General features: G+C 67.3%; 19 protein-coding genes. 6 read left to right on the forward strand and 13 right to left on the reverse strand.

The window, feature by feature from the left end; translation table 11 throughout:
• Positions 1-36: 36 nt before the first annotated feature.
• Entirely contained in the window at positions 37-2,637 is a 2,601-nt protein-coding gene (locus tag ACZYZ7_RS24505; protein ID WP_463742019.1) for a LuxR C-terminal-related transcriptional regulator, read from the forward strand.
• Positions 2,638-2,658: 21 nt separating this feature from the next.
• Here the strand turns inward: ACZYZ7_RS24505 and ACZYZ7_RS24510 are convergent, their stop codons facing one another.
• The 5 genes from ACZYZ7_RS24510 to ACZYZ7_RS24530 all read right to left on the reverse strand — a co-directional run bounded on the left by ACZYZ7_RS24510 (position 2,659) and on the right by ACZYZ7_RS24530 (position 10,271).
• Entirely contained in the window at positions 2,659-6,720 is a 4,062-nt protein-coding gene (locus tag ACZYZ7_RS24510) for a molybdopterin-dependent oxidoreductase (protein WP_463742020.1), read from the reverse strand.
• Between the two features lie 119 nt (positions 6,721-6,839).
• Positions 6,840-7,232, reverse strand: a complete 393-nt coding sequence (locus ACZYZ7_RS24515) for a universal stress protein (RefSeq protein ID WP_135455675.1) — start codon at positions 7,230-7,232, stop codon at positions 6,840-6,842.
• A 31-nt stretch (positions 7,233-7,263) separates the two neighbouring features.
• On the reverse strand, positions 7,264-8,805 hold the full coding sequence (locus ACZYZ7_RS24520) for a tripartite tricarboxylate transporter permease (RefSeq protein WP_463742021.1): 1,542 nt from the start codon (positions 8,803-8,805) through the stop codon (positions 7,264-7,266).
• Positions 8,806-9,291, reverse strand: a complete 486-nt coding sequence (locus tag ACZYZ7_RS24525) for a tripartite tricarboxylate transporter TctB family protein (RefSeq protein WP_463742022.1) — start codon at positions 9,289-9,291, stop codon at positions 8,806-8,808.
• The gene (locus ACZYZ7_RS24530) at positions 9,288-10,271 is read right to left on the reverse strand and encodes a Bug family tripartite tricarboxylate transporter substrate binding protein (RefSeq protein WP_463742023.1); all 984 of its coding nucleotides are present in this window, start codon (positions 10,269-10,271) and stop codon (positions 9,288-9,290) included. Before ACZYZ7_RS24530 ends, ACZYZ7_RS24525 begins: the two co-directional genes overlap by 4 nt.
• 67 nt (positions 10,272-10,338) lie before the next feature.
• On the opposite strand from ACZYZ7_RS24530, the gene ACZYZ7_RS24535 reads away from it, so the two are divergent.
• The 5 genes from ACZYZ7_RS24535 (at position 10,339) to ACZYZ7_RS24555 (ending at position 15,429) form a co-directional block, all read left to right on the forward strand.
• Positions 10,339-11,961, forward strand: a complete 1,623-nt coding sequence (locus tag ACZYZ7_RS24535) for a sensor histidine kinase (protein WP_463742024.1) — start codon at positions 10,339-10,341, stop codon at positions 11,959-11,961.
• Positions 11,954-12,604: a response regulator gene (locus ACZYZ7_RS24540; RefSeq protein ID WP_450070645.1), complete on the forward strand. Its 651-nt coding sequence runs from the start codon at positions 11,954-11,956 to the stop codon at positions 12,602-12,604. Before ACZYZ7_RS24535 ends, ACZYZ7_RS24540 begins: the two co-directional genes overlap by 8 nt.
• A gap of 107 nt (positions 12,605-12,711) precedes the next feature.
• On the forward strand, positions 12,712-13,920 hold the full coding sequence (locus tag ACZYZ7_RS24545) for a cytochrome P450 (protein ID WP_450070646.1): 1,209 nt from the start codon (positions 12,712-12,714) through the stop codon (positions 13,918-13,920).
• Between the two features lie 58 nt (positions 13,921-13,978).
• Positions 13,979-14,701: a type 1 glutamine amidotransferase gene (locus ACZYZ7_RS24550; RefSeq protein ID WP_450070647.1), complete on the forward strand. Its 723-nt coding sequence runs from the start codon at positions 13,979-13,981 to the stop codon at positions 14,699-14,701.
• Positions 14,702-14,748: 47 nt separating this feature from the next.
• Complete coding sequence (locus tag ACZYZ7_RS24555; protein WP_463742025.1) at positions 14,749-15,429, forward strand: phosphoribosyltransferase; 681 nt, start codon at positions 14,749-14,751, stop codon at positions 15,427-15,429.
• Here the strand turns inward: ACZYZ7_RS24555 and ACZYZ7_RS24560 are convergent.
• The 8 genes from ACZYZ7_RS24560 to ACZYZ7_RS24595 form a co-directional block, all read right to left on the reverse strand.
• Positions 15,426-15,806 carry a hypothetical protein gene (locus ACZYZ7_RS24560; RefSeq protein ID WP_463742026.1) on the reverse strand — a complete coding sequence of 127 codons (381 nt, stop codon included), beginning with the start codon at positions 15,804-15,806 and terminating at the stop codon, positions 15,426-15,428. The two genes, ACZYZ7_RS24555 and ACZYZ7_RS24560, sit on opposite strands and share 4 nt — an antisense overlap.
• Positions 15,807-15,878: 72 nt before the next feature.
• Complete coding sequence (gene wag31 / locus ACZYZ7_RS24565; protein WP_450070649.1) at positions 15,879-16,700, reverse strand: DivIVA-like cell division protein Wag31; 822 nt, start codon at positions 16,698-16,700, stop codon at positions 15,879-15,881.
• Between the two features lie 207 nt (positions 16,701-16,907).
• Positions 16,908-17,198, reverse strand: coding sequence for a YggT family protein (locus ACZYZ7_RS24570; RefSeq protein WP_036449468.1), 291 nt, complete (start codon positions 17,196-17,198; stop codon positions 16,908-16,910).
• Positions 17,199-17,376: 178 nt separating this feature from the next.
• A complete protein-coding gene (locus ACZYZ7_RS24575; protein ID WP_450070650.1) occupies positions 17,377-18,018 on the reverse strand; it encodes a cell division protein SepF in 642 nt (213 codons plus the stop codon).
• Positions 18,015-18,848: a YggS family pyridoxal phosphate-dependent enzyme gene (locus ACZYZ7_RS24580; protein ID WP_135455700.1), complete on the reverse strand. Its 834-nt coding sequence runs from the start codon at positions 18,846-18,848 to the stop codon at positions 18,015-18,017. The genes ACZYZ7_RS24575 and ACZYZ7_RS24580 overlap by 4 nt, the downstream gene beginning before the upstream one ends.
• 33 nt (positions 18,849-18,881) lie before the next feature.
• Positions 18,882-19,592: a peptidoglycan editing factor PgeF gene (gene pgeF, locus ACZYZ7_RS24585; protein WP_135455702.1), complete on the reverse strand. Its 711-nt coding sequence runs from the start codon at positions 19,590-19,592 to the stop codon at positions 18,882-18,884.
• Positions 19,593-19,626: 34 nt separating this feature from the next.
• On the reverse strand, positions 19,627-20,787 hold the full coding sequence (gene ftsZ, locus ACZYZ7_RS24590; protein WP_039321525.1) for a cell division protein FtsZ: 1,161 nt from the start codon (positions 20,785-20,787) through the stop codon (positions 19,627-19,629).
• A gap of 180 nt (positions 20,788-20,967) precedes the next feature.
• Entirely contained in the window at positions 20,968-21,831 is an 864-nt protein-coding gene (locus ACZYZ7_RS24595) for a cell division protein FtsQ/DivIB (RefSeq protein ID WP_286175304.1), read from the reverse strand.
• Positions 21,832-21,845 lie beyond the last annotated feature (14 nt).

The raw sequence follows: 21,845 nt of genomic DNA on the forward strand, positions 1-21,845 counted from the left end.
AGCGATCCGGCCCCGGTACCCCTAGACTCAGGATTCATGCCTGGTCAGTGGCAGCTTTTGGACCGGCCCGCCGAGCACGAGGCCATTCGGGCCGCCCTCAGCGGGACGGACAGCTGCGGAGTCGTCCTCGTCGGAGCTGCCGGAGTCGGCAAAACCACGTTGGCGCGCACCGTCACCGCATCGTTGAGCCGGAAGGTGCACTGGACCGCATGCACCGAATCGTCGCGCAGCATCCCGCTCGGCGCGTTCGCCCACTGGGTGTCGTCGTCGGGATCGCGAGACCCCATCGCGCTCATCGGATCGGCACGCGAATCCCTTGTGGCCGACGGTGACACCATCGTCGGAATCGACGATGCCCACCTGCTGGACCAGCTGTCGGCGACGCTGCTGCACCAGATCGCGGTCGAGCGCTCCGGCCACGTGGTGGCCACGGTCCGCACCGGCGAGCCGGTACCCGACGCCGTCACCTCACTGTGGAAAGACGGTTACCTCCAGCGCTTCGAACTCAGCCCGTTCACCAAGCAGCAGAGCATCGCTCTCATCGAAGCCGTGCTCGGCGGAACCCTCGAAGGGCTCAGCGCCGACGTGATGTGGGAGACCTCGGGCGGCAACCCGCTGTTCCTGCGCAACATGGTCGAGGGCGCCGTCGACGCGGGCACGTTGACCAAGGTCAACGGGGTGTGGCAGTTCCGCGGCCCCACCGTCATCCCGTCCGGGCTGGTCGAACTGCTCGACGAGCGCCTGGCGCACGCCGGTGAGGATGTGCTGCACGCACTGAAGCTGCTGGCCCTGTGCGAACCCCTGGACATCGATGCCCTGGCCGAATTGGCCGGGGAGGAAGCGGTGGATGCGGCCGAGATGCGCGGCCTGATCCGGATCGTCGCCGACGACGGTCAGATCAATGTTCGGTTCAGCCACCCACTGTTCGGCGAGGCGGTGCGCCGCCGGGTCGGCACCGCGTCGGCCCGCAAGCTGCGGGGCCGGATCGCCAAGATCCTGCACGAACGCAACCTCGATTCGCCCGCCAGCCGAATCAAATTGGCCGAGTTGGCCATCGAGAGCGACCAGGGCACCGACATCGAACTGCTGATCACGGCCGCCAAGGATGCGGTGTTCCTGTCCAACCTTCCGCTCGGCGAGAGACTGGCCCGTGCGGCCTTCGCCCACGGCGGTGGCCTGAGCGCAGCCGCACTACTGTCCCGCGCGCTGTTGTGGCAGGGCCACCCGGTACAGGCCGACGCCATCCTCGAGCAGTTCTCCCCTGCCGACCTCAACGAGATGGAGCTCGTGCAGTGGGGCATTCCCCGACTGTCCAACCTCTTCTGGTCAATGGGCGATGTGGTGCGCGCGGATCAGGTGCTGGCTCTCCTGCGGGAGCGGGTCACCCATCCGACCCTCCGACTGATCGTCGATGCGACCGGCGCGGGCATGGCCGTTCACCGGAACAAGATTCCCGAGGGGCTGGAGATCGCCGAACGGGTGCTGGCAAACCCTGAGGCGCCCCGGCAGGCGGTGGATTTCGCGGCGTTCGCGGCCGGCCTGTCGATGCCGTTGATCGGTCGCGGCAACGATTTCCTGCCGATCGCATCGCGGTGCCGCACCGAGCGCAAGACCACCGACGGCATGGTCCGGATCATGGTGTTCTACGGCGAGGTGCTGGCTCTGGCGTACACCGGCCGGTTGGATCTGGCCCAGCAGCGCGCCACCGAGTACGCCGAGTTCTCCTCGGCCGGCCAGTTCGCCGGCTGGGCCATCGCCAAGATCATGGAAGGCGTGGCGGCCACGCACAGCGGCCGGTTCCGCGACGCCATCCTGGCGATCGAACAGGCCCTGGCCGCGCTGAACGCCGAGAGCTCCCTGCCCTGGCAGCTGCCCGGCCGGTTGCTACTGGCCCGCGCATACGCCGGGGTGGGCAACCCCGCCGAGGCCGAGCGGGTGCTCGAGGATGCCAAGGAACACTCGGGCGAGTTCATGGCACTGCACGAGCCCCTGCGGATGATCGCCAAGGCCTGGCTGGCCGCAGCCAAGGGCGGACACCGCTCGGCGATCGACCTGGCCCGGGCGGCCGCCGATGCGGCGCACTCGTCCGGCCAGTTCGCGGTCGAGGCCGAGGCCCTGCACAGCGCGGCACGCTTCGGCGACCGCAGCGTGACCCGCCGCCTGCAGGACCTGGTCGACCGGACGGAGGGGCCGCTGCCCGCCCTCTACGCACGACACGCCGCGGCCGTGACCGCCGCCGACCCGAGCGAACTGGACAAGGTGGCCGGCGCGTTCGAGGAGGTCGGTCTGCTGCTGTCGGCGGCTGACGCCGCCGCTCAGGCGGTGCCCCTGCACGACAAGGCCGGGCATCGCCGCAACAGCACCGAATCCGCCGCGCACGCACTGCAATTGGCGTCCAAGTGCGGCGGCGCCGCCACCCCGGCGATCCGATCGGCCGCGCGCCCGCTGCCGGTCACCGCGCGCGAACGCGAGGTGGCCGGACTGGTGGCCCAGGGATTGTCGAACCGCGACATCGCCGAACGGCTCACCGTCTCGGTCCGCACCGTGGAGGGACACATCTACCGGGCCTGCATCAAGCTCGGCGTGGCCGACCGTGATGAACTCGCCAAGATCGTCTGGAACGACCTGGGCCAGTAACCGGAGTTCAATGACGCGAGCTCAATACACGTCTCGCACGTACCTCTTCTGGGCGACCAGTTCCCGCTTGTAGTCGCGCGCGGCGTCTTCGGACATCGCACCGTGGGTGCGCAGGATCGTGGTCAGCGTGGTGTCCACATCTTTGGCCATCCGGGAGGCGTCACCGCAGACGTAGAAGTGGGCACCGTCGTCGAGCCAGCGCCATACCTCGGCCCCACGGTCGAGCATCTTGTGTTGCACGTACACCCGGTCGGCCTGATCGCGGGAGAACGCCAGATCCAGCCGGCTCAGAAAGCCGTCCTCGACCATGTCCTCCAGGTCGTCGCGATAGTAGAAGTTCTCGCGGCGGTGCTGATCGCCGAAGAACAACCAGTTGCGACCGCCGTGCCCCAGCGCCCGGCGCTCCTGCAGGAATCCCCGGAAGGGCGCCACGCCGGTACCCGGGCCGACCATGATCATCGGCGTGCCCGCGTCCTCGGGCGGCCGGAAATGCGGTGACCGCTGCAGGAACACCGGCGCGGCCGCGGCGCGGTCGGCCAGGAAGGTGGAACACACTCCGCCCCGGGCCGAGCCGCCGGCACCGCGGTAACGCACCACCGACACCGTCAGCTGGACCTCGTGCGGACTGACCAGCGGGCTCGACGAGATCGAGTAGTTGCGCGGGGTCAGCCGGACCAGAACCTCTTGCCACTGTTCGGGCTCCGCGCGCACCGCGAACTCGCTCACGACGTCGAGGCCGTTGCGGTTGCGCATCCAATTGCTGCGCCGCTCACCGGAATTGCGCAGGATCTTGGCCGCGGACTTGTCCGTGCAGGACTCCGCGACGAACCGCAACAGGTCCGGCGTCACCCTACAGATGTCGTATGACGAGATGAGGGCATCGCGCAGCGACTGCTCCACACCGTCGACCTCGATCACCGAGTCCGGGTTGAGTGCGGTGGCCGCCAGCCAGGAGTCGACCACGGCCGGATCGTTGCTGGCATAGACGCCCAGTGAGTCACCGACCGAATAACTCACGTCGTACTCGGAGATGTCGAAGCCGAATTGACGGACCTCCTTGGCCGCGGTCGACGTCGTCAGCAGCTCGTTGCGCGCCAGTACGGCCAGAATCGGCTTGGCCCTGGTGAATTCGTCAGACTCGGTGCGGATGACGGTGCCGGGACCTCCGCCGGCGATGGCCGGGACGGGCGTGGCACCGGCGAGCGCTGTGGTAACCGAATCGGCCCAGCGCCGCAACGGCTCGTCATCGTAGGCCTCACAGTCGGCGCGCTCGAGCAGCTTGGTGGCACCGAGATCGGCCAGCCGCTGGTCCAGGGATTTGGCGTGCCCGCAGAAGTTGTCGTAGGACTTGTCACCGATGCCGAGTACCGCATAGCGGACACCGTGCAGCCGCGGGGCGTCCGGGGCCTGCAGCCGGCTCCAGAAGTCGGCGCCGTTGTCCGGTGGGCCCCCGTCACCGAACGTACTGGTGACCACCAGGATGTCGCGTGCGGCGGCAAGGTCGGCCAGCGCGAGGTCGTCCATGTTGACCAACGAAGCCCCGTCGATGCGGCCCGCCAGCCCCGCCGCGAATTCCTCGGCGGTGCCGGTCTGCGAGGCCCACAACACCAGCGGCCCGCCGGGCACCGACCTCTCGCCCGGCGCACCGCCGCCGGCCCGCGAATAGCGTCCGGCCAGCATCCCGTCCACCCAAAGCCGCACCTTGGCACTGAGCGGCGCTGCCGCCGGAGCTACCGGCATGCCCACGGGGGCGTCCGGCAGACCGGTGAAAAATCCGGCCAGATAGATCTTTTCGTCCTGACTCAGGGACGGCTTGTGTGCGGCGCTCAACCCCATCTCGGCCGCCAGCGGATGCAGCGCCGGGGTCCCGTCGACCGTCAGGACCGGACGCAGGCTGACTGCGCACACCTTGAACTCCGGCTGCAACGAGTCCGGGTCGACAGCATCGTTGGTCACGGCATTGACGGTCAGGTACTCGCCGTGTTCGTCGTTCCAGTGAAACGGCGCAAAGCAGTTGCCCGGCCGCACCCGGTCCGACAACACCGCGGGGAGCACTGCACGCCCACGCCGGGACGTCAGCTCGACCGGCTGCCCCTCCACGATGTCGAGCTCCAGGGCGTCCAGCGGGTGGATTTCGACGAACGGAGCGGGATTGAGCTTGTTGAGTTTGTCCACCTTGCCGGTCTTGGTCATGGTGTGCCATTGATGTTGCAGCCGACCGGTGTTGAGCACCATCGGATAATCGTCATCGGGCAGTTCCGCGGCATCCATGTGCGGCCGGGCGAAAAAGACAGCCCGCCGCGACGGCGTCGGGAAGGCCAGCCGGGGCCGGTTACCGTCGGCGTCGACGAACAGGTCCTGGCTCACGCCGTCGTTGAGGTAGCGGATGGGGTGCCGGTCGTCCTCCCCACCGGGGCCGTCGACCGGTGGGACCGGCCACTGCAACGGGGTCTCGCGCAGCCGCTCATAGTCGGCGCCGCGCAGGTCATATCCGGTCTTCGGGTTGGCGAACCCGCGGATCTCCGAGAAGACCTCTTCCGCGGACCGGTAAGCGAAGTGTTCGGCGAACCCGAGATGCGCGGCCACCTGGCAGATCAGCTGCCAGTCCGGTCGGGCCTGCCCCAGTGGGGCGACCGACGGGGACAGCAGGGTCAGGTTGCGCTCCGAATTGACCATGACGCCTTCGGATTCCGCCCACAACGCAGCGGGCAGCAGGACGTCGGCGTAGTGATTGGTCGCCGTGGACCGGTAGGCATCCTGGACGACGACCAGCTCGGCGGCCTCCAAGCCGTTGATCACGGTCTTCCGGTTGGCCACGGTGGCAACGGGATTCGTGCAGATGATCCAGCAGGCCTTGATCTTGCCCTGCTCCATTTGTTCGAACATACCGATGGTGCCCGGGCCCACCTCGGAGCGGATGGTGCCGGGTTCGACACCCCACCGGGTCTCGACGAATGCGCGGTCATCGGCCGCGAGCACTGACCGCTGGCCGGGCAGACCCGGTCCCATGTAACCCATTTCCCGGCCGCCCATGGCGTTGGGCTGACCGGTCAACGACATCGGACCGCTGCCGGGGCGGCAGATCGCGCCGGTGGCTAGATGCAGGTTGCAGATGGCGTTGGTGTTCCAGGTTCCGTGTGTGCTCTGGTTGAGACCCATGGTCCAGCAACTCATCCACTCCCCGGCCTCGGCGATCATCGCTGCGGCGGTGCGGATGTCAGCTTCGGGGATTCCGGTGATCTCGGCAACCCGGGCCGGTGGGTAGCCGGCCAGGAATTCCGGCATCGCATCCCAACCCGTGGTGTGTTCGGCGATGAACTCATGATCGATGTCGCCTCGTTCGACCAGCAGGTGCAGCAGGCCATTGAGCAGCGCCAGATCGGTTCCCGGCTTGATCTGCAGGAACAGGTCGGCGCGTTCGGCGGTCGCCGTCCGGCGCGGGTCCACGACGATCAGCTTGGCTCCGGCCTTGAGCCGATCGGCCATGCGCAGGAACAGAATCGGATGACAGTCGGCCATGTTCGCACCGGAGACGAAGAACAGGTCGGCCCGGTCGAAGTCGGTGTAGGAGCCCGGCGGCCCGTCGGAGCCGAGCGACTGTTTGAAGCCGGTGCCCGCACTCGCCATGCACAACCGGGAATTCGATTCGATGTGCACGGTACGCAGGAATCCCTTGGCGAGCTTGGTGGCCAGGTACTGCGCCTCCAGAGTCATCTGGCCGGACACATAGAGCGCGACGGCATCGGGTCCGTGCTCGTCGACGATGGCCCGCAGCCGGCGTCCCGCCTCGGCTGCCGCGTCGTCCACCGGTGTCGGCAGCAGTTCATCCGCACGCGTGGGCCGCAGCAAAGCGGACTGGAGCCGATCTTCGTCAGCGGCCATCATCTCGGCGTGCATCGCCCCCTTGGTGCACAGCCGGCCGAAATTCGTGGGATGCAGCTTGTCGCCGCTGACCCGGGCAATCACCGTGCGGCCGTCATCGACCCTGGTAGTGACCTCGATGCCGCATCCGACGCCACAGTACGAACACGCCGTCCGGTGTGTCTTGTCCGGGACCGAACCCGGGGCCGCGCCGTCCGCCATGCCCCCATCATCGGGTGAGGGTGTTGTCGGATCTTTCCGGCGACGTTATCGCCACGAAAACTGATGCTCACCACCCGTAGATGCCCCGTGTGAGGGGCATCATCCCAGGTCAGAGTGCATCAGTGATGTGTGGGCTTGACCGCCAGCACCGGTTTCGGGCATTCCAGCAGCAGTTGTTGCGACACGCTGCCGAGCAACAACTTGCCCACCGGGCTGCGGTGCCGGATGCCGATCACCAGCAACTCAGCGTCGGCGGCCTCCATCGCATCGAGCAGTTCGGTGGCCGCGTCGACCCCCACGGGTTGGCGCAACTCGAACGGCACGCCACTCTCCCGCAACCGTTCCTCGACATCGTGGACCTGACCGGAGCGGGCGAACCGGGAATCCACATAGGCCTCGCCCGAGGTCGCGTTGATCACCAGCAGGCTGGTGCCCCGCAGGGCGGCCTCGGCGATACCGTGCTCGACGGCGGCAATGCCGAAGGCGTCCGCGGTGTAGCCGACGACGATCATGAATTCTCCTCGCGCAAGCGCTCGTCGGTTGTCATGCTTGGGCCGCCTTCTCCTGCTGATCCGCATCATCCTCGACGATCAACAGCGTCTCCTCACTGCGGTGCATCAGCTTGAGCACCAACGGCATCAACAACAGGATGGCCACGAGCACATAAGTGACGATCGCGACGGGCTCGGTGAACAGACTGGTCCACTCGCCGCCGCCGAGTTGCAGGCTCTGACGTAATTGCCGTTCGATGCGCGGGCCCAGGATCACCCCGATGATCAACGGCAGCACCGGCAATCCGAAGCGGCGCATCATCAAACCGAGCAGCCCGAATACCAGCAGCAGGACCAGGTCCAGGGTTTGCACGTTGACCGCGAACGCCCCCAACGTGGCGAAGAACAGGATGCCCGCATACAGGTACGGCCGCGGCGTGCGCAGCAGCTTGGCCCACAGCGGCGCCAGCGGCAGGTTGAGCACCAGCAGCAGGAAGTTGCCGATGAACAGGCTGGCGATCAGGGTCCAGATCAGCAGCGGTTCCTTCTCGAAAAGCGTTGGCCCGGGCTGAATCCCATAGGACACGAACGCCGTCAGCATCACCGCGGCGGTGGCGTTGGTGGGCAGCCCCAGCGACAGCATCGGCACCAGGGTGCCCGCCGCCGAGGCGTTGTTGGCCGCCTCGGGTCCGGCCACGCCCTCGATGGCGCCCTTGCCGAACTCTTCAGGGTGCGCCGACAGCCGCTTCTCGGTGATGTAGGACAGGAACGTCGGCAACTCGGCGCCGCCGGCCGGCAGCGCGCCGAACGGGAACCCGTAGGCGGTGCCACGCAGCCACGGCTTCCACGACCGGCCGAAGTCCTCACGGCTCATCCACGGCCGGCCCACCGGGATCACGTCGGCCGGCCGGCGGCGCAGATGCGCCGCCACCCACAGCGCCTCGCCGAGCGCGAAGATCGCCACCGCGATCACCACGATGTCGATGCCGTCGGACAACTGCGGCAGGCCGAACGTGGCGCGTGGCTGGCCGGTGAGGAAGTCGATGCCGACCACCCCGATCGCCAGACCGAGGAACAGCGAGATCGCGCCGCGCAACTTGGAGGAGCCGAGCACGGCGGTGACCGCGACCAGGGCGAACAGCATGATCGCCAGGTAGGACGGCGCGCCGAGGGTCACCGCGAACCGCGAGATCGGCGGCGCGAAGGCAGCCAGCAGCGCGGTGCCGATCGCGCCCGCGACGAAGGAACCGATCGCGGCGGTGGCCAGCGCCTGCGCGGCCCGGCCGGCCTTGGCCATCTTGTTGCCCTCGATCGCGGTGATCACCGACGAGGATTCACCCGGGGTGTTCAGCAGGATCGAGGTGGTCGACCCGCCGTACATCCCGCCGTAGAAGATCCCGGCGAACATGATGAAAGCCGCGCTGGGGCTGACGTTGTAGGTCACCGGCAGCAGCAGGGCCACCGTCATGGCCGGGCCGATGCCCGGCAGCACACCGACCGCGGTACCCAACAGCACGCCGATCACGGCGTACAGCAGGTTCATCGGGGTCGCGGCCTCGGCGAACCCCTGAAGCAACCATTCGAAGTTACCCATTCACAGAATCCCGTCCAGAATGCCTGCGGGCAGCGGAATTCCGAGCCCGGAGTAGAACGCGTAGAAGCTCGCCACCGACAGCACCGTGCCGATCGCGAGGTTGCGGAGGTAGTGGCGATTGCCGAGAATCGTTGCCGCCCCGGCGAACAGCAGTGCGCCCATGATCGCCCAACCCAACGGCTTGACCAGAACGATCACCAGCACGAACAATCCGACCAGGAGACCCACCGTGCGCCAGTCCCCCGGCATGTTCGGGTCGACATCCTCACCGGCGTCCGCCTCACCGACCGATCCGCGCGGGATCACGATCGCCAGGACGACGGCGAGCACGATCAGGACGATCCCGGTCCCCAGCGGAAATGCCCGCGGCCCAACGGGGTCGACCTTGGCGAACCCGCCGGTCAAGGTGAGCGCGTCATAAATCAGGAATCCGCCCACGGCCACCAGGACCGCGCACACCAGATACTGGGCCTTGTCGACCTTCACAACAACCCCAATTCGGTCAGCGTCGTCGAGACGCGCTTGTCCTGATCACGCAGGAATTGTTCGAAGTCCGCGCCGGTGCTGAACGCGTCACTCCAGCCGTTCTTGACCAGCGCGTCGCGCCACTGCTGGGTGCCGTGCAGATCAGTCAGGGCGCGCACCATCGCGTCCCTGGCCTCACCGGAAATCCCTGGCGGCGCGAGTATTCCGCGCCAGTTGGTGAACGTGAGGTCGATGCCGGCCTCGGTCAGGGTGGGCGCATCGATCCCCTCGACGCGTCTGGCCCCCGACACCGCCAGCACCCGGACCTGCCCGGCCTCGATCTGGTCGACGAACTCGCCGAGTCCGGTGGTGCCGGCCGCGATCTTCTTGCCCAGCAGGGCCGTCAGCAGGTCACCGCCGCCGTCATAGGTGATGTAGTTGACCTTGCGGGGGTCGACTCCGACGGCGCGTGCGGTTTCCATCGGGAACAGGTGATCCGGTCCGCCGGGCGAGGATCCGCCGCCGATCGTGACCTTCGCGGGATCGGCCTTCCACGCCGCGACCAGCTCGCCGATGGTGCGGAACGGCGAATCCCCTGGCACCAGAATGCCTTCCTGCTCCTCGACCATCTTGGCCAGTGCAGTGGCGTCCGATGCGCGCGCCGAGGAGCCGTTCGTGTACACGGCTCCCACCACTCCCAGCCCCATCATCATCATGAGGTCGTCGTTGCCCTTTTCGTTCATCAGCCGGGCCATGGCCACGGTGCCGCCGGCCCCGATGACGTTGAATACCTCGATGCGCCCGGTGATATCGGTGTCTTCCATGATCTTCACCGCGGTGCGCGCGGTCAGGTCATAGCCGCCGCCCGGGCTGTTGGGCACCATCATGCGCAGCCGGTGCAGGCCGCGGGATTGGTCACCGCGGGTGACGCCGCACGCCGTCACCAGCATCACTGCGACCACGGCCACCATCAGCGCGGCACCTAGACGTCGGAACCTCATGGTCAGCAATACTGGACCCCTGACGTGACGCAGGTCACCCATTCGGACGCAAAGGAAGTTTTGGTCGTTGAGTTCACCGGTCGGGCGTTCACCAGTCGCGCGGTCACGGTTGTTGCGGGGCGGCAGCCTGGCCGGGCGCTTCCTGGTGTTCCAACTGCTGGTCGTCGCGGTGGTACTGATTGCGGTGGCCGCGGTGTCGGTGGCGCAGTCCACCCGGGAGTTCCGGGATGTCCGCGGGCAGCGGATGATCGCGGTCGCCGAGAACATGGCGTCCACACCGATCGTCCGGGACCGGTATGACGACCCGTTCGCCGCCCAGGTGCTGGCACCCGAGGTCGACCGCGCGGTGGCGCTGTCGGGCGCCGAGCTGGCCGAGATCGCCGATCCAGCCGGAAATGTGCGCGTGTCGTCCGATCCGGCGCGCGTCGGGCAACGACTCGACCTGAGCACCACCCGCGCCGATGAGGGCCGCGCCTGGTCCGGAGACACCGACGTCAGCGGCACGCATCGACTGGTGGGCCAGGTGCCGGTACTGGGTGCCGACGGTGCGGTGCTGGCGATCGTCTCGGTCAGCGAGCGCTACCCGTCGATGTGGGAGTTGTTGGGCGGGGCCGGCGAACGGCTGCTGATCTACCTCGGACTGGGCGCGACGCTCGGGATGCTTGCGTCGTGGCTGTTGTCGCGTCGCATCAACCGCCACACCCGTGGTCTGGACATCGCCGAGATCGCCAGCCTGGCCGATCACCGGGAAGCCCTGTTGCACAGCATCCGTGAGGGCGTGGTCGCAGTGAACAACGAGGGAGTCGTCACGGTGATCAACGACAGCGCATCCGACCTACTGGGCATCGGCGCAGACGCGGTTGGCCGCCGTGCCGACGAGGTCGGTCTGGAACCTGCCGTGGTGTCATTCCTGTTGTCCGGTGGAGGAACTCGCGCCGACGATTCGGACGTGGTGATCACCACCCGGACCCGGGTGCTGGCGCTCAACCGCCGCGCGGCCCGCAGTCAGGGCAGGACCATCGGTACCGTGACCACCATGCGCGACAGCACCGAGCTCGCCGCACTGCAGGCACAACTGTCCTCACACCGAAGCGTGACGGACACCCTGCGGGCTCAGACCCACGAGTTCTCCAATCAGCTGCACACCATCTCCGGACTGGTGCAACTGGCCGAATTCGACGCGGTACGAGACCTGGTGGGCACCCTGACCCGGCGCCGTGCCGAGATCAACGAGGCTGTCACCCAACACGTTTCCGATCCCGCGGTGGCCGCACTGCTGATCGCCAAGACGTCGCTGGCCGCCGAGAGCGGGGTTGCCCTCGCCCTGACCGGCGACAGTCACCTCAGCCCGCTCGACCCGGCCCTGGCGACCGACGTGATCACACTGCTGGGCAATCTGATCGACAACGCCGTCGACGTGTCCGTCGGCTCGACAACAGCACAGGTGACCGTGCGCATCGACGACTCGGCCGGGCTGCTGCTGGCCGTGTCGGATTCGGGACCCGGTGTGCCCGAGGATCTTCGGGAGACCATCTTCTCCCGCGGAGTCACATCCAAGGCCGACGTCCCAGGGGGCAGGGGCATCGGGCTGGCCCTGGTGCGCCTGGTGGCCGCCCAGCACGGCGGAGACGTCGAAGTGACCGACGCCCCCGGCGGCGGCGCGCTGTTCGTGGTGCGGCTCCATGCGTGACGTACTTGTCGTCGACGACGACTTCATGGTCGCCGAGATACATCGCCGCTTCGTCGACCGTGTCGACGGATACCGCGCGGTGTCGGTAGCACACAACGGAACCGAGGCCCTCGCGGTCTCGGCCGAACTTGGTCCCGACCTGATCCTGCTCGACGTCTACCTGCCGGACATGACCGGGTTGGAGGTGCTGCGACGGCTGCGCGCCGAGGGCAACCGCGTCGGCGTCATCATGGTTACCGCAGCCCGCGAACTCGACACGGTGCGCGGCGCGTTGGACGGCGGGGCCGCCGACTACCTGATCAAACCGTTCGACTTCGATCAGCTGCAGGCGAAACTGGTGGCCTTCGCCGCGCGTGCCGAGGCGCTGGCGGCTGAGGGCGGCGCGGATCAATCGACCATCGACGCCCTGTTCGGTGGCCCGGCAGCCGTCCTGCCCAAGGGGCTCGGATCCGAGACCGGCCGGCTGGTGATGGATGCGGTTCGCGGCGCGGGCGAGGTATCAGCCGCCGAATGTGCTGAACTGGTGGGTATTTCAAGGGTCAGCGCGCGCCGCTACCTGGAGTACTACCTGAGCACCGGCGCACTCGAGCTGCGGTTGCAGTACGGTGCCGGCCGCCCCGAGCGGCGCTACCGGGCAAGGTGACCGCATCCGAACCGCAGAACTGACGTAGCGCGCTACTCACGACCCGCGGCAGCCGACAGACCAGCATCAACATCAGCAGGTCCTGGCCCGATCACGCGGAGGCTGTCATGACCCTGGTAACCAACGCCGCCCTTCCCACGCTCGACTACGAACACGAGACCGACCCCGAGGAAGTGCACCGGCTGATCGCAGCGGCCCGCGCCCACGCCCCGATCGCGATGGGACCGCACGGCCCGGAACTGCTGACCTACGACCTCGTGCGCACCGCGCTGCGCGACGCACGCTTCGAGGTGCCCAGAGGCATGTTCCTGGCCGCCCAGGGAATCACCTCGGGCCCGCTGTGGGACCGCGCCAACAGCAGCCTTCTGGGCATCGACGGCGAATCACACACTCGGCTGCGCCGACTGGTGGCCAAGGCGTTCGCCCCCCGCAGTGCCGAGAAGCTGCGGGAGGCCTGCATCGACATCGTCACCGAGCTCACCGACCCCTGTCTGTCCGAGGGGCGGTGCGACGTGGTGACCGACATCGCCATGCAATATCCGATCCCGGTGATCTGCGCGCTGCTCGGCGCACCGCGCCGGGACTGGCATCTGTTCTCCCGATGGGCCGATGACATCTTCAAGATGTTCAGCTGGAACCTCGGCGACCACGCCCACACGGTCGAAGCGGCCTGGCTGCAACTCGACGATTACGTCGACGCCATGGTGACCCGCCGAAGCACCACCCTCACCGACGATCTGCTGTCCGACCTGATCCGGGCAGAGGTCGACGGAGACCGGCTGACCCACTCCGAGCTGCAGATGCTGGCCGGTGGCGTCCTGCTGGCCGGCACCGATACCACCCGCAATCAACTCGCGGCAGCCGTCCAGGTGCTGTGCGACTATCCCGACCAGTGGCTCCTACTGGCCGAGAATCCCGACATAGCACCAACTTTCGTCGACGAACTCCTTCGGCACACCCCCATCGCCCTGAGTAGTGTGCGGACCACCCGCGAGGATGTCGAACTGGCCGGCCTGATCTTCCCGGCCGGAACCCACGTGGCCGTGAACTTCGCTGCGGCCAACCGCGATCCACAGGTGTACGACGACCCCGACCGGTTCGACGTCAACCGGATCGGCCCGCCGGCCATGATGACGTTCGGCGGCGGGCTGCACTACTGCCTCGGCGTTCATCTTGCCAGGGTCGAACTCACCGAGGCATTGCGCGTGCTGACCCGAAAGCTGCACAACCCACGCTGCGTTGGCCGAGCCCGATGGAAGCCGATGACCGGGATCACAGGGCCCGCCTCACTGCCCGTGACCTTCGAGGCGGCCTGAAGGTCCAAAAACTGGACCTGAAATACGATCGCCGGCGGGGTTCCGAGATAATGACGGAGTGACATCGAAGGTTCTGTTTCTGCGCAACGACCGCACGGCCACCGAGGCCATGCTGGCCGGTGTCTTCGCCGAATGCGGATTCGACATCGACACGTTCGATGTCGTGGCCCCCGAGCGGGACGACGACCCCGCCGGCGAGGTGACCCTCCCCGACCCGACCCGCTACGACGTGATCGTTCCGCTGGGTGCGCGCTGGTCGGTCTACGACGAATCCCTGGTCGACACCTGGGTGGGAGCCCAGATGGCCATGGTGCGCCGCGCGGTCGAGTCCGGCGTCGGAGTGCTCGGGGTGTGCTTCGGTGGACAGCTCATCGCGCAGGCCTTCGGCGGTTCGGTCAGCAGGTCCCCCGCGCCCGAGGTCGGCTGGTACGACGTGGCCAGCGACGACGATCAGGTGGTTCCGGGTGGCCCGTGGTTCCAGTGGCATTTCGACCGCTGGACCCTTCCGCCCGGGGCCACCGAGATCGCCCGGACACCCGACGCCTCACAGGCGTTCATCCTGGGCACGGCGCTGGCGCTGCAGTTCCACCCCGAACTCGATTCGGAGCTGTTGGAAGTCTGGTTGGCCCACGACCGCGACGGTTCGGCAGCCGACATCGGCCGCAGCCACGATGAATTGCGCTTGCAAACAAAGGAATTCACCGACGACGCGGCCGCCCGGCTGCGCACGCTGGTCCGCGGCTTCCTGAACCGGGTGGTCCGGGCGCAGCCGTCGACGTAGGCTGGCATCTAGCCGGCAGAATTTTTCGAGAGCCGGCAACAGCGCTGATGAACGCCTGGAGTCTGCGAACCGGCAGAGATCGCATCTACCAGGACCGCCACGAAGCGGGCCGGGTCCTGGCCGAACAGCTGGTGTCGTATCGGGACCGACCCGACGTACTCGTCCTGGGCCTGGCCCGGGGCGGAGTCCCGATCGCCGCAGAAGTCGCCGCCCACCTCCACGCGCCGCTGGACATCTTCGTGGTCCGCAAGCTGGGCGTGCCCCAATGGCCGGAGCTCGCCATGGGTGCGGTGGCTTCCGGCGGCGGCCTGGTGATCAACGACGGACTGGTGGATCGCCTCGGTATCGATGAAGACACCATCGTCGAGACCATCCGGCGCGAGACCGCCGAAATCGAACGGCGGGAACAGGCCTATCGCGGAGGACGTCCGGCGCCCGAACTTCCCGGCAGGACGGTGATCCTGGTCGACGACGGCATCGCCACCGGGGCCACCATGCTGGCCGCGGTCCGCGCTGTGCGGGCGGCCCGGCGGGTCGTGGTGGCGGTACCGGTCGGCCCACCGACCCTGAGCAATCAACTACGGGATGAGGCCGACGACGTGGTGTGCATGAGTACCCCGCCCATGTTCGAAGCGGTGGGTCAAGCGTTCGTGGATTTCCACCAGGTCAGCGACGACGAGGTGCGCCGCCTGCTGGCCGAGTCCACCACGGGACCAGGCGAGAGTTAGTTCTTGTGCTTCTCGGCGGAATCGTCGGCCTCGACGTCCACATCAGCGGCGTCGGACTCCACGGCGACATCTGACTCAGGCTCGGCGACCAAGTCATCGGGATAATCCACCGGCGCATCCACCGCGTCGAAGGTCTCGGTCGTCTCGGTGGCGCCGGCCTCGGGGATATCCGAAACCGCGACAGTGCCGTCGCCGTCTTCGTCGTCACCGGTCTTCGTTCCGCGCGAGCGTTCCCGCAATGCGTCGATGATCAGCAGCAGCACACCGATCACGCTGGCGCCGATACAGACCCAGGCGATCAGCTCATTGCTGGTGACCACAGCGGTCACCAGCGCGGCCAGGCCGATGACGGCAAGCACGAGCGCAATGATCAACATCGTTCAACCCTAAGTGTGGTGGGCCCGAGATCGGGCCGGTTCACGACAGTGCGAGGACGTCAGTCTTGCCGGTTAATTATTGCCGCGGTTGAACTGGCTGAAACCACCAGCCGAGTCGTTGTTGGCACTGGAATCAACCGGCGCGGCCGAACCGCGCTGGCCCAGCTCTTCCAGCTGAGACTCCAGGTAGGTCTTCAGACGCGTCCGGTACTCACGCTCGAACGTGCGCAGCTGCTCCAGGCGGCCCTCGAGGACCGTGCGCTGCTGATTGATCGTGCCCATGATCTCCGAGTGCTTACGCTCGGCGTCGGCCTGCAGGGCATCGGCCTTCTCCTGAGCCTGACGCAGCTGGGTCTCCGAGCGGGTCTGCGCGTCGGCCAGCATGGCGTCGGCACGCGTGCGCGCCTCCGAGACCGTGGTCTCGGCGGTCTTGCGGGCATCGCTGACCATGGCGTCGGCCTGGGCGCGGGCATCCGAGAGCAGCTTGTCCGACTCGGCCTTGGCCGTGGAGGTCAGACGGTCGGCGGTGTCCTGCGCCAGGCTGAGCACCCGGGCGGCACGTACGGCGGTGTCTTCGCTCGGCGGTGCGGCAGGGGCGACCGGCACCGGCGGGGCCTCGTACACCGGCTGGGGCGCCGGGGTCGGCTCGGGCTCCGGCTCGTAGAGCGGGATGGACTGGGTGGACTGAGCACCACCGCCGGCCCGCGCCGATGCCAGCTCCTGATCGAGCTCGGACACCCGCTGCCGGAGGTCGGCGTTTTCCTCGATGAGCCGAGTCAGCTCGTTCTCAACCAGATCGAGAAAGGCATCGACCTCGTCCTCGTTGTAGCCACGTTTGCCGATGGGCGGCTTGCTGAACGCGACGTTATGGACGTCCGCTGGTGTGAGCGGCATTGTCTGCCCCCTTGAAGTCTTGGACCGTCAACCGATCTCAAAGTGTAAAGCCTTGCTTGATCGCAACTGGAGTCCATCCTGTCACACCAGACCCGGCGGTTGCAGTGGAGGCCTATTTTTAAGAACGAATTTCAATCTTCTTACGCAATTGTGGACCATTCGGCAAACGCCGAGATCGCGTCTGCCCCACCCGCGTACATCGAAGGTCTACATCGCCGCGTTGAACGCCAGCTGCATCCCGATGAACGCCGCGAGAAGCAGCACCATGATCGACAGGTCGAACCGCACGGCGCCTATCGTGAGCTGGGGAATGAGCCGCCGCAGAAGTTTCACAGGCGGGTCGGTCACGGTCATGATGAGCTCCAGCACCACGACGGTCAGCCCCTTGGGGTGCCAGTCGCGGCTGAAGGACCGGATGAACTCGACGACGACGCGCGCGATGAGCAGCAGCCAGAAGATGAACAGCGCGAAACCGAGAATTTCGAAGAACAGCGACAACTGAGCCGACCTCACTACAGCAGGATGTGTGACATTGGATACAGGTCGCCGTAGGCCGGACACATCTCACACAGATGACGTGGTCAACCGATATTGCGACGCCGCCAGCCTACCCGGGCCCCATCTGGGCGTCCGGTACGCGCAGCGGCGTCACGGTGCCGCGACGGACGTCGCCGCGCTACTGATAGGCGTAGAAGCCGGCCTCGGCGATCCGACGTCGCTGCTCAGCGCTGACGTCGACGTCTGCGGGCGACAACAGGAAGACCTTCGTGGCCACCTTGTCGAAGGAGCCGCGCAGCGCGAACGCCAGACCGGCGGCGAAATCGACCAGCCGCTTGGCGTCGGCGTTGTCCATCGAGACCAGGTCCATGATCACCGGGGTGCCGTCGCGGAACCGTTCACCGATGGTGCGCGCCTCGCTGTAGTCCTTGGGCCGCAGCGTGGTGATCTTCGCCAGCGGGCTGCCCGCTTCGAACAGCTCCGCCATCCGGCGGGGGTCCATTGCCAGCGCACCGCGGGTAGATCCGGACAGTGCACCGAGACGCGGTGCGGCACGGTCGAATTCGCGGGGGGCGCGCATCCGCGCGTCGAACCGCTGCTCGTCGGCGAAACCACCACCCGGGTAGCCGCCCCGATAGGCCGGGCCCTCGTCGTACTCAGGGGCCTCGTAGCCGTAGCCATCCTCTTCAAAGCGCTCGTCACGGGGGCGCCGGGCGTAGCTGCGCGCAGCTCCACGGTCGTCGTCCTCGTAATACTCGTCGTCGTAGTCCTCCATCGGCGCCATGCCGAAGTAGGCCTTGACCTTGTGCAGTGTGCTCATCTCGGCGACCCTTCTGCGGACTGTGGGGGTGGTGGTGTCTGTGATGAAGATGTGACTGGAGTGACTACTGCGGGTGACGTTAGCGGGCGTTGCCCCATGAGCGCGGTACCGACACGCACACACGTCGATCCGTGTTTGACCGCACTTTCGAGATCTCCGGACATCCCCGCCGACAGTTCGAGCCGGTGCTGGTAGTCGCGCTGTACCCGCTCCCGCTCGGCGGCCAGCCGCGCGAACGCGTCGTCGGCATCCCATTCCAGTGGCGGGATTCCCATCAGACCGGCGAACTCCAACCCCTCGGCGGCGTTCGCTGAACCACAGATTTCGTCGACGAGATCGGGGGCATTCACATCGACACCACCCCGCTCGGTGTCCCCGTCGAGACTGATCTGGATGTAGACCCGCAGCGGCTGCGCCCGCCCACCGGCGGCCAGCGCCTCCCCTGCGGCCCGGTCCAGCGCGGTCAACAGACGCATGCTGTCGACCGAGTGCGCGGTGTGCGCCCACCCCGCGACGGCCCGCGCCTTCTTGCGCTGGATGCGCCCCACCATGTGCCAGCGAATCGGCACGTCCGGCAATTCGGCGCGAACAGAACCGACTTTATCGGCGGCCTCTTGTTCGCGGGATTCACCAAAAGCGAGGCACCCTAATTGATTGAGAATAATGACATCGGAGGCCGGAAAGTATTTCGTAATCGGAAGTAATTCAATTTCATTGACATTTCGCCCGACCGATTCTGCGGCACGCGCCAGGCGCGCCCGCGCCGCACCGAGCGCGGCGGTCAACTCGGCCGTCCGATCCGCGTCACGCCCGCGCTGCACGGTGCTCATCTCACCCTCACTCCAGACTCATTCTGGGATCGTTCATCGGGACTGCTCCATCCACACCACACTCGCCAGACGTCCGGTCGGTGCGTCCCGGCGATGGCTGAACAGTGCGCGGTCGGCGACCGTACACCGCGGGTCCACACCAATCGCAGTGACACCCAAAGCCGTTAATTGCCGGGCAATTCCGGCTCTGAGGTCCAAACCGGGCGTGCCCCGCGAGGTGGTGGTGCGCGAGCCGGGCAGGACGGCCTCCACCTCGGCCGCCATCTGTTCGGGCACCTCGTAATTGGCGCCGCTGACCGCAGGGCCGAGCAGCACCGAGATATCACCGAGATGCGCACCGGCGGCCACCATCGCCTCCAGGGTCCGGGCGACGATGCCCTTCTGGGCGCCGACCCGCCCGGCATGGACAGCTGCGATGACCCCGGCGCGCGCGTCGCCCATTAATACCGGGACGCAATCGGCGGTCACCACGACCAATGCCAAACGCGGCGTCGTCGTCACCAATGCGTCGGCATTATCGACCGCCGTGTCTCGCGGGCCGTCCACGGTGACCACGTGGTCGCTGTGTACCTGATTCATCCAGACCAGCGCATCGGCCCCGACGGCGGCGGCCAGCCGTCGCCGGTTCTGGGCCACCGCCCTCGGATCGTCGCCGACGTGGTCGCCGAGGTTGAAGGAATCGAAGGGCGGTGCCGAGACGCCGCCGGCGCGGGTTGTCGTCACCCGCCGAATACGAACACTCACAATCCCAGTATCCGAACCCGCCGCCGGGCCCGGCTCAGTGCCGCATGAAGGGCGGCACGTCGACATCGTCGTCGGCGATCCCGCCGTCTCCGTCGCCACCGACACTCACGGTGGCGCCATTCGTGTGTGCCGGGACGCTCACCGCGTCCGTCGGCTCGAACAACGACGTGGTCACCTTGCCCGCCCGTGCCGAGGCGATCGGCTGCGTCTGTGCCGCGCTGGGGCTGACCACCGGCTTCCGGCTGGGACCGGCACTGTCGAAGCCGGCCGCGATGACCGTGACCCGAACCTCGTCGCCGAGCGAATCGTCGATCACCGTGCCGAAGATGATGTTCGCTTCGGGATGCGCCGCATCCTGCACCAGCGACGCGGCCTCGTTGATCTCGAACAGACCCAGGTCGCTACCGCCGGCCACCGACAGCAGCACGCCCTGCGCGCCTTCCATCGACGCTTCCAGCAGCGGTGAGTTGATCGCAATCTCGGCCGCCTTGAGCGCACGGCCGTCGCCGCGTGCCGAGCCGATACCCATCAACGCCGTACCCGCCCCGCTCATCACACCCTTGACGTCGGCGAAGTCGACGTTGATCAGGCCGGGTGTGGTGATCAGGTCGGTGATGCCCTGAACACCGTTGAGCAGCACCTCATCGGCGCTGCGGAACGCGTCCATCAACGACACCGCGGCATCGCCCATCTGGAGCAGCCGATCGTTCGGGATGACGATGAGGGTGTCGCAGCTCTCGCGCAACGACTGAATCCCGTTCTCGGCCTGGTTGCTTCGCCGCTTGCCCTCGAACGAGAACGGCCGCGTCACGACACCGACGGTCAGCGCGCCGAGCTTGCGCGCGATCGATGCGACGACGGGTGCGCCACCGGTTCCGGTGCCGCCACCCTCGCCCGCGGTGACGAAAACCATGTCGGCGCCGCGCAACAGCTCCTCGATGTCGTCCTTGGCGTCCTCGGCGGCCTTGCGGCCCACCTCGGGGTCCGCCCCGGCGCCGAGTCCGCGGGTGGAATCGCGGCCGACGTCGAGCTTGACGTCAGCGTCGCTCATGAGCAGTGCCTGTGCGTCGGTATTGATGGCGATGAACTCGACGCCCTTGAGGCCCTGTTCGATCATCCGGTTGACGGCGTTGACACCGCCGCCGCCGATACCAACCACCTTGATTACCGCTAGGTAGTTATGCGGGGGGGTCATGGATCGTCTTCCTCCCAGGTCGGGTGTTCATGGCCGCCGAACTCTCCTCCTGCAAACCCTCAACCTCAACCATAGGCTTAGAGTTATGTCAAGTAGTTCCGCGCAAACAGAACGGTAGGGGGCCGACGCCGGTGATCGCGGCAGGCGCGCCGACGCGCCGCGCGGCAATTTTCCGCGGATCTACTTGACAGTCGGCAGATCCGGGCTGGACACGTCATACGTATGACCCGGCTGGGTCAACAGGGCCGCCAGCTTCAGCGCCTTCTCGTCGGTCCGATCGTTGGTCCCCCACACCACCACTCGGCCGTCGGCGAGCGTCAGCGCGATCGAGGCCACCGACGGCGCGGCAATCCGGCCCACCTGTGCCACGACATCGGGCGGCAGGGCCAACATCACCTCGAGCGCGGCCTTGGTCGCCGGATCCGTCGGGCCCGGATTGTCGGCGTCCAGGTACGGCAGCGTCGGCGGTGGCGGCTCGGTGGCGAAATCCACACCGTCGCGGTCGAACAGATGAGGACCGTCGGGATAGTCCTTGACCACCACCGGAACCCGCTCGACGACCGTGATCCTCAGCGTCGAGGGATACTCACGCTGGACCCGTGCCGTGGCGACGCGGCGGATCGTGGCCACCCGCTCGGCGACCGCGTCCGTATTGACCTGCAACAGCGGCGTGCCCGGTGCCACCGCGGCAGCGGCCAGCACCTGCTCCTGCGGCACCGCGGCCGCACCACTGACCTCGACATTCCGCGCCGACATCACCGGCGTGAAGTACAGAACCAGACCCAACGCCACCGCGACCACACTCGCCAGCGCAGACCACAGCAACACCTTCAGACCACGAATCGTGCTGCGGGTCACAGCATTCGGAGCGTCTGCAGACTGCCCGACCACCTTGCGCTTGGCCTCACGGCGGGCGTGTTCGATCGCCACTGCCCGGTCCCGCGCGGCTCGTCGCTCCGCGCGCTCGCGCCGGGCACGCCGGCGCGGGCCTTCGAAATCGCCTTCCGCCTCGGGCGGCGTATCGGTCTCAGTCGCGGGCGGCACATCGGGCCCAGCCG

The sequence above is a fragment of the Mycobacterium sp. IDUB_17 genome (assembly GCF_055419465.1).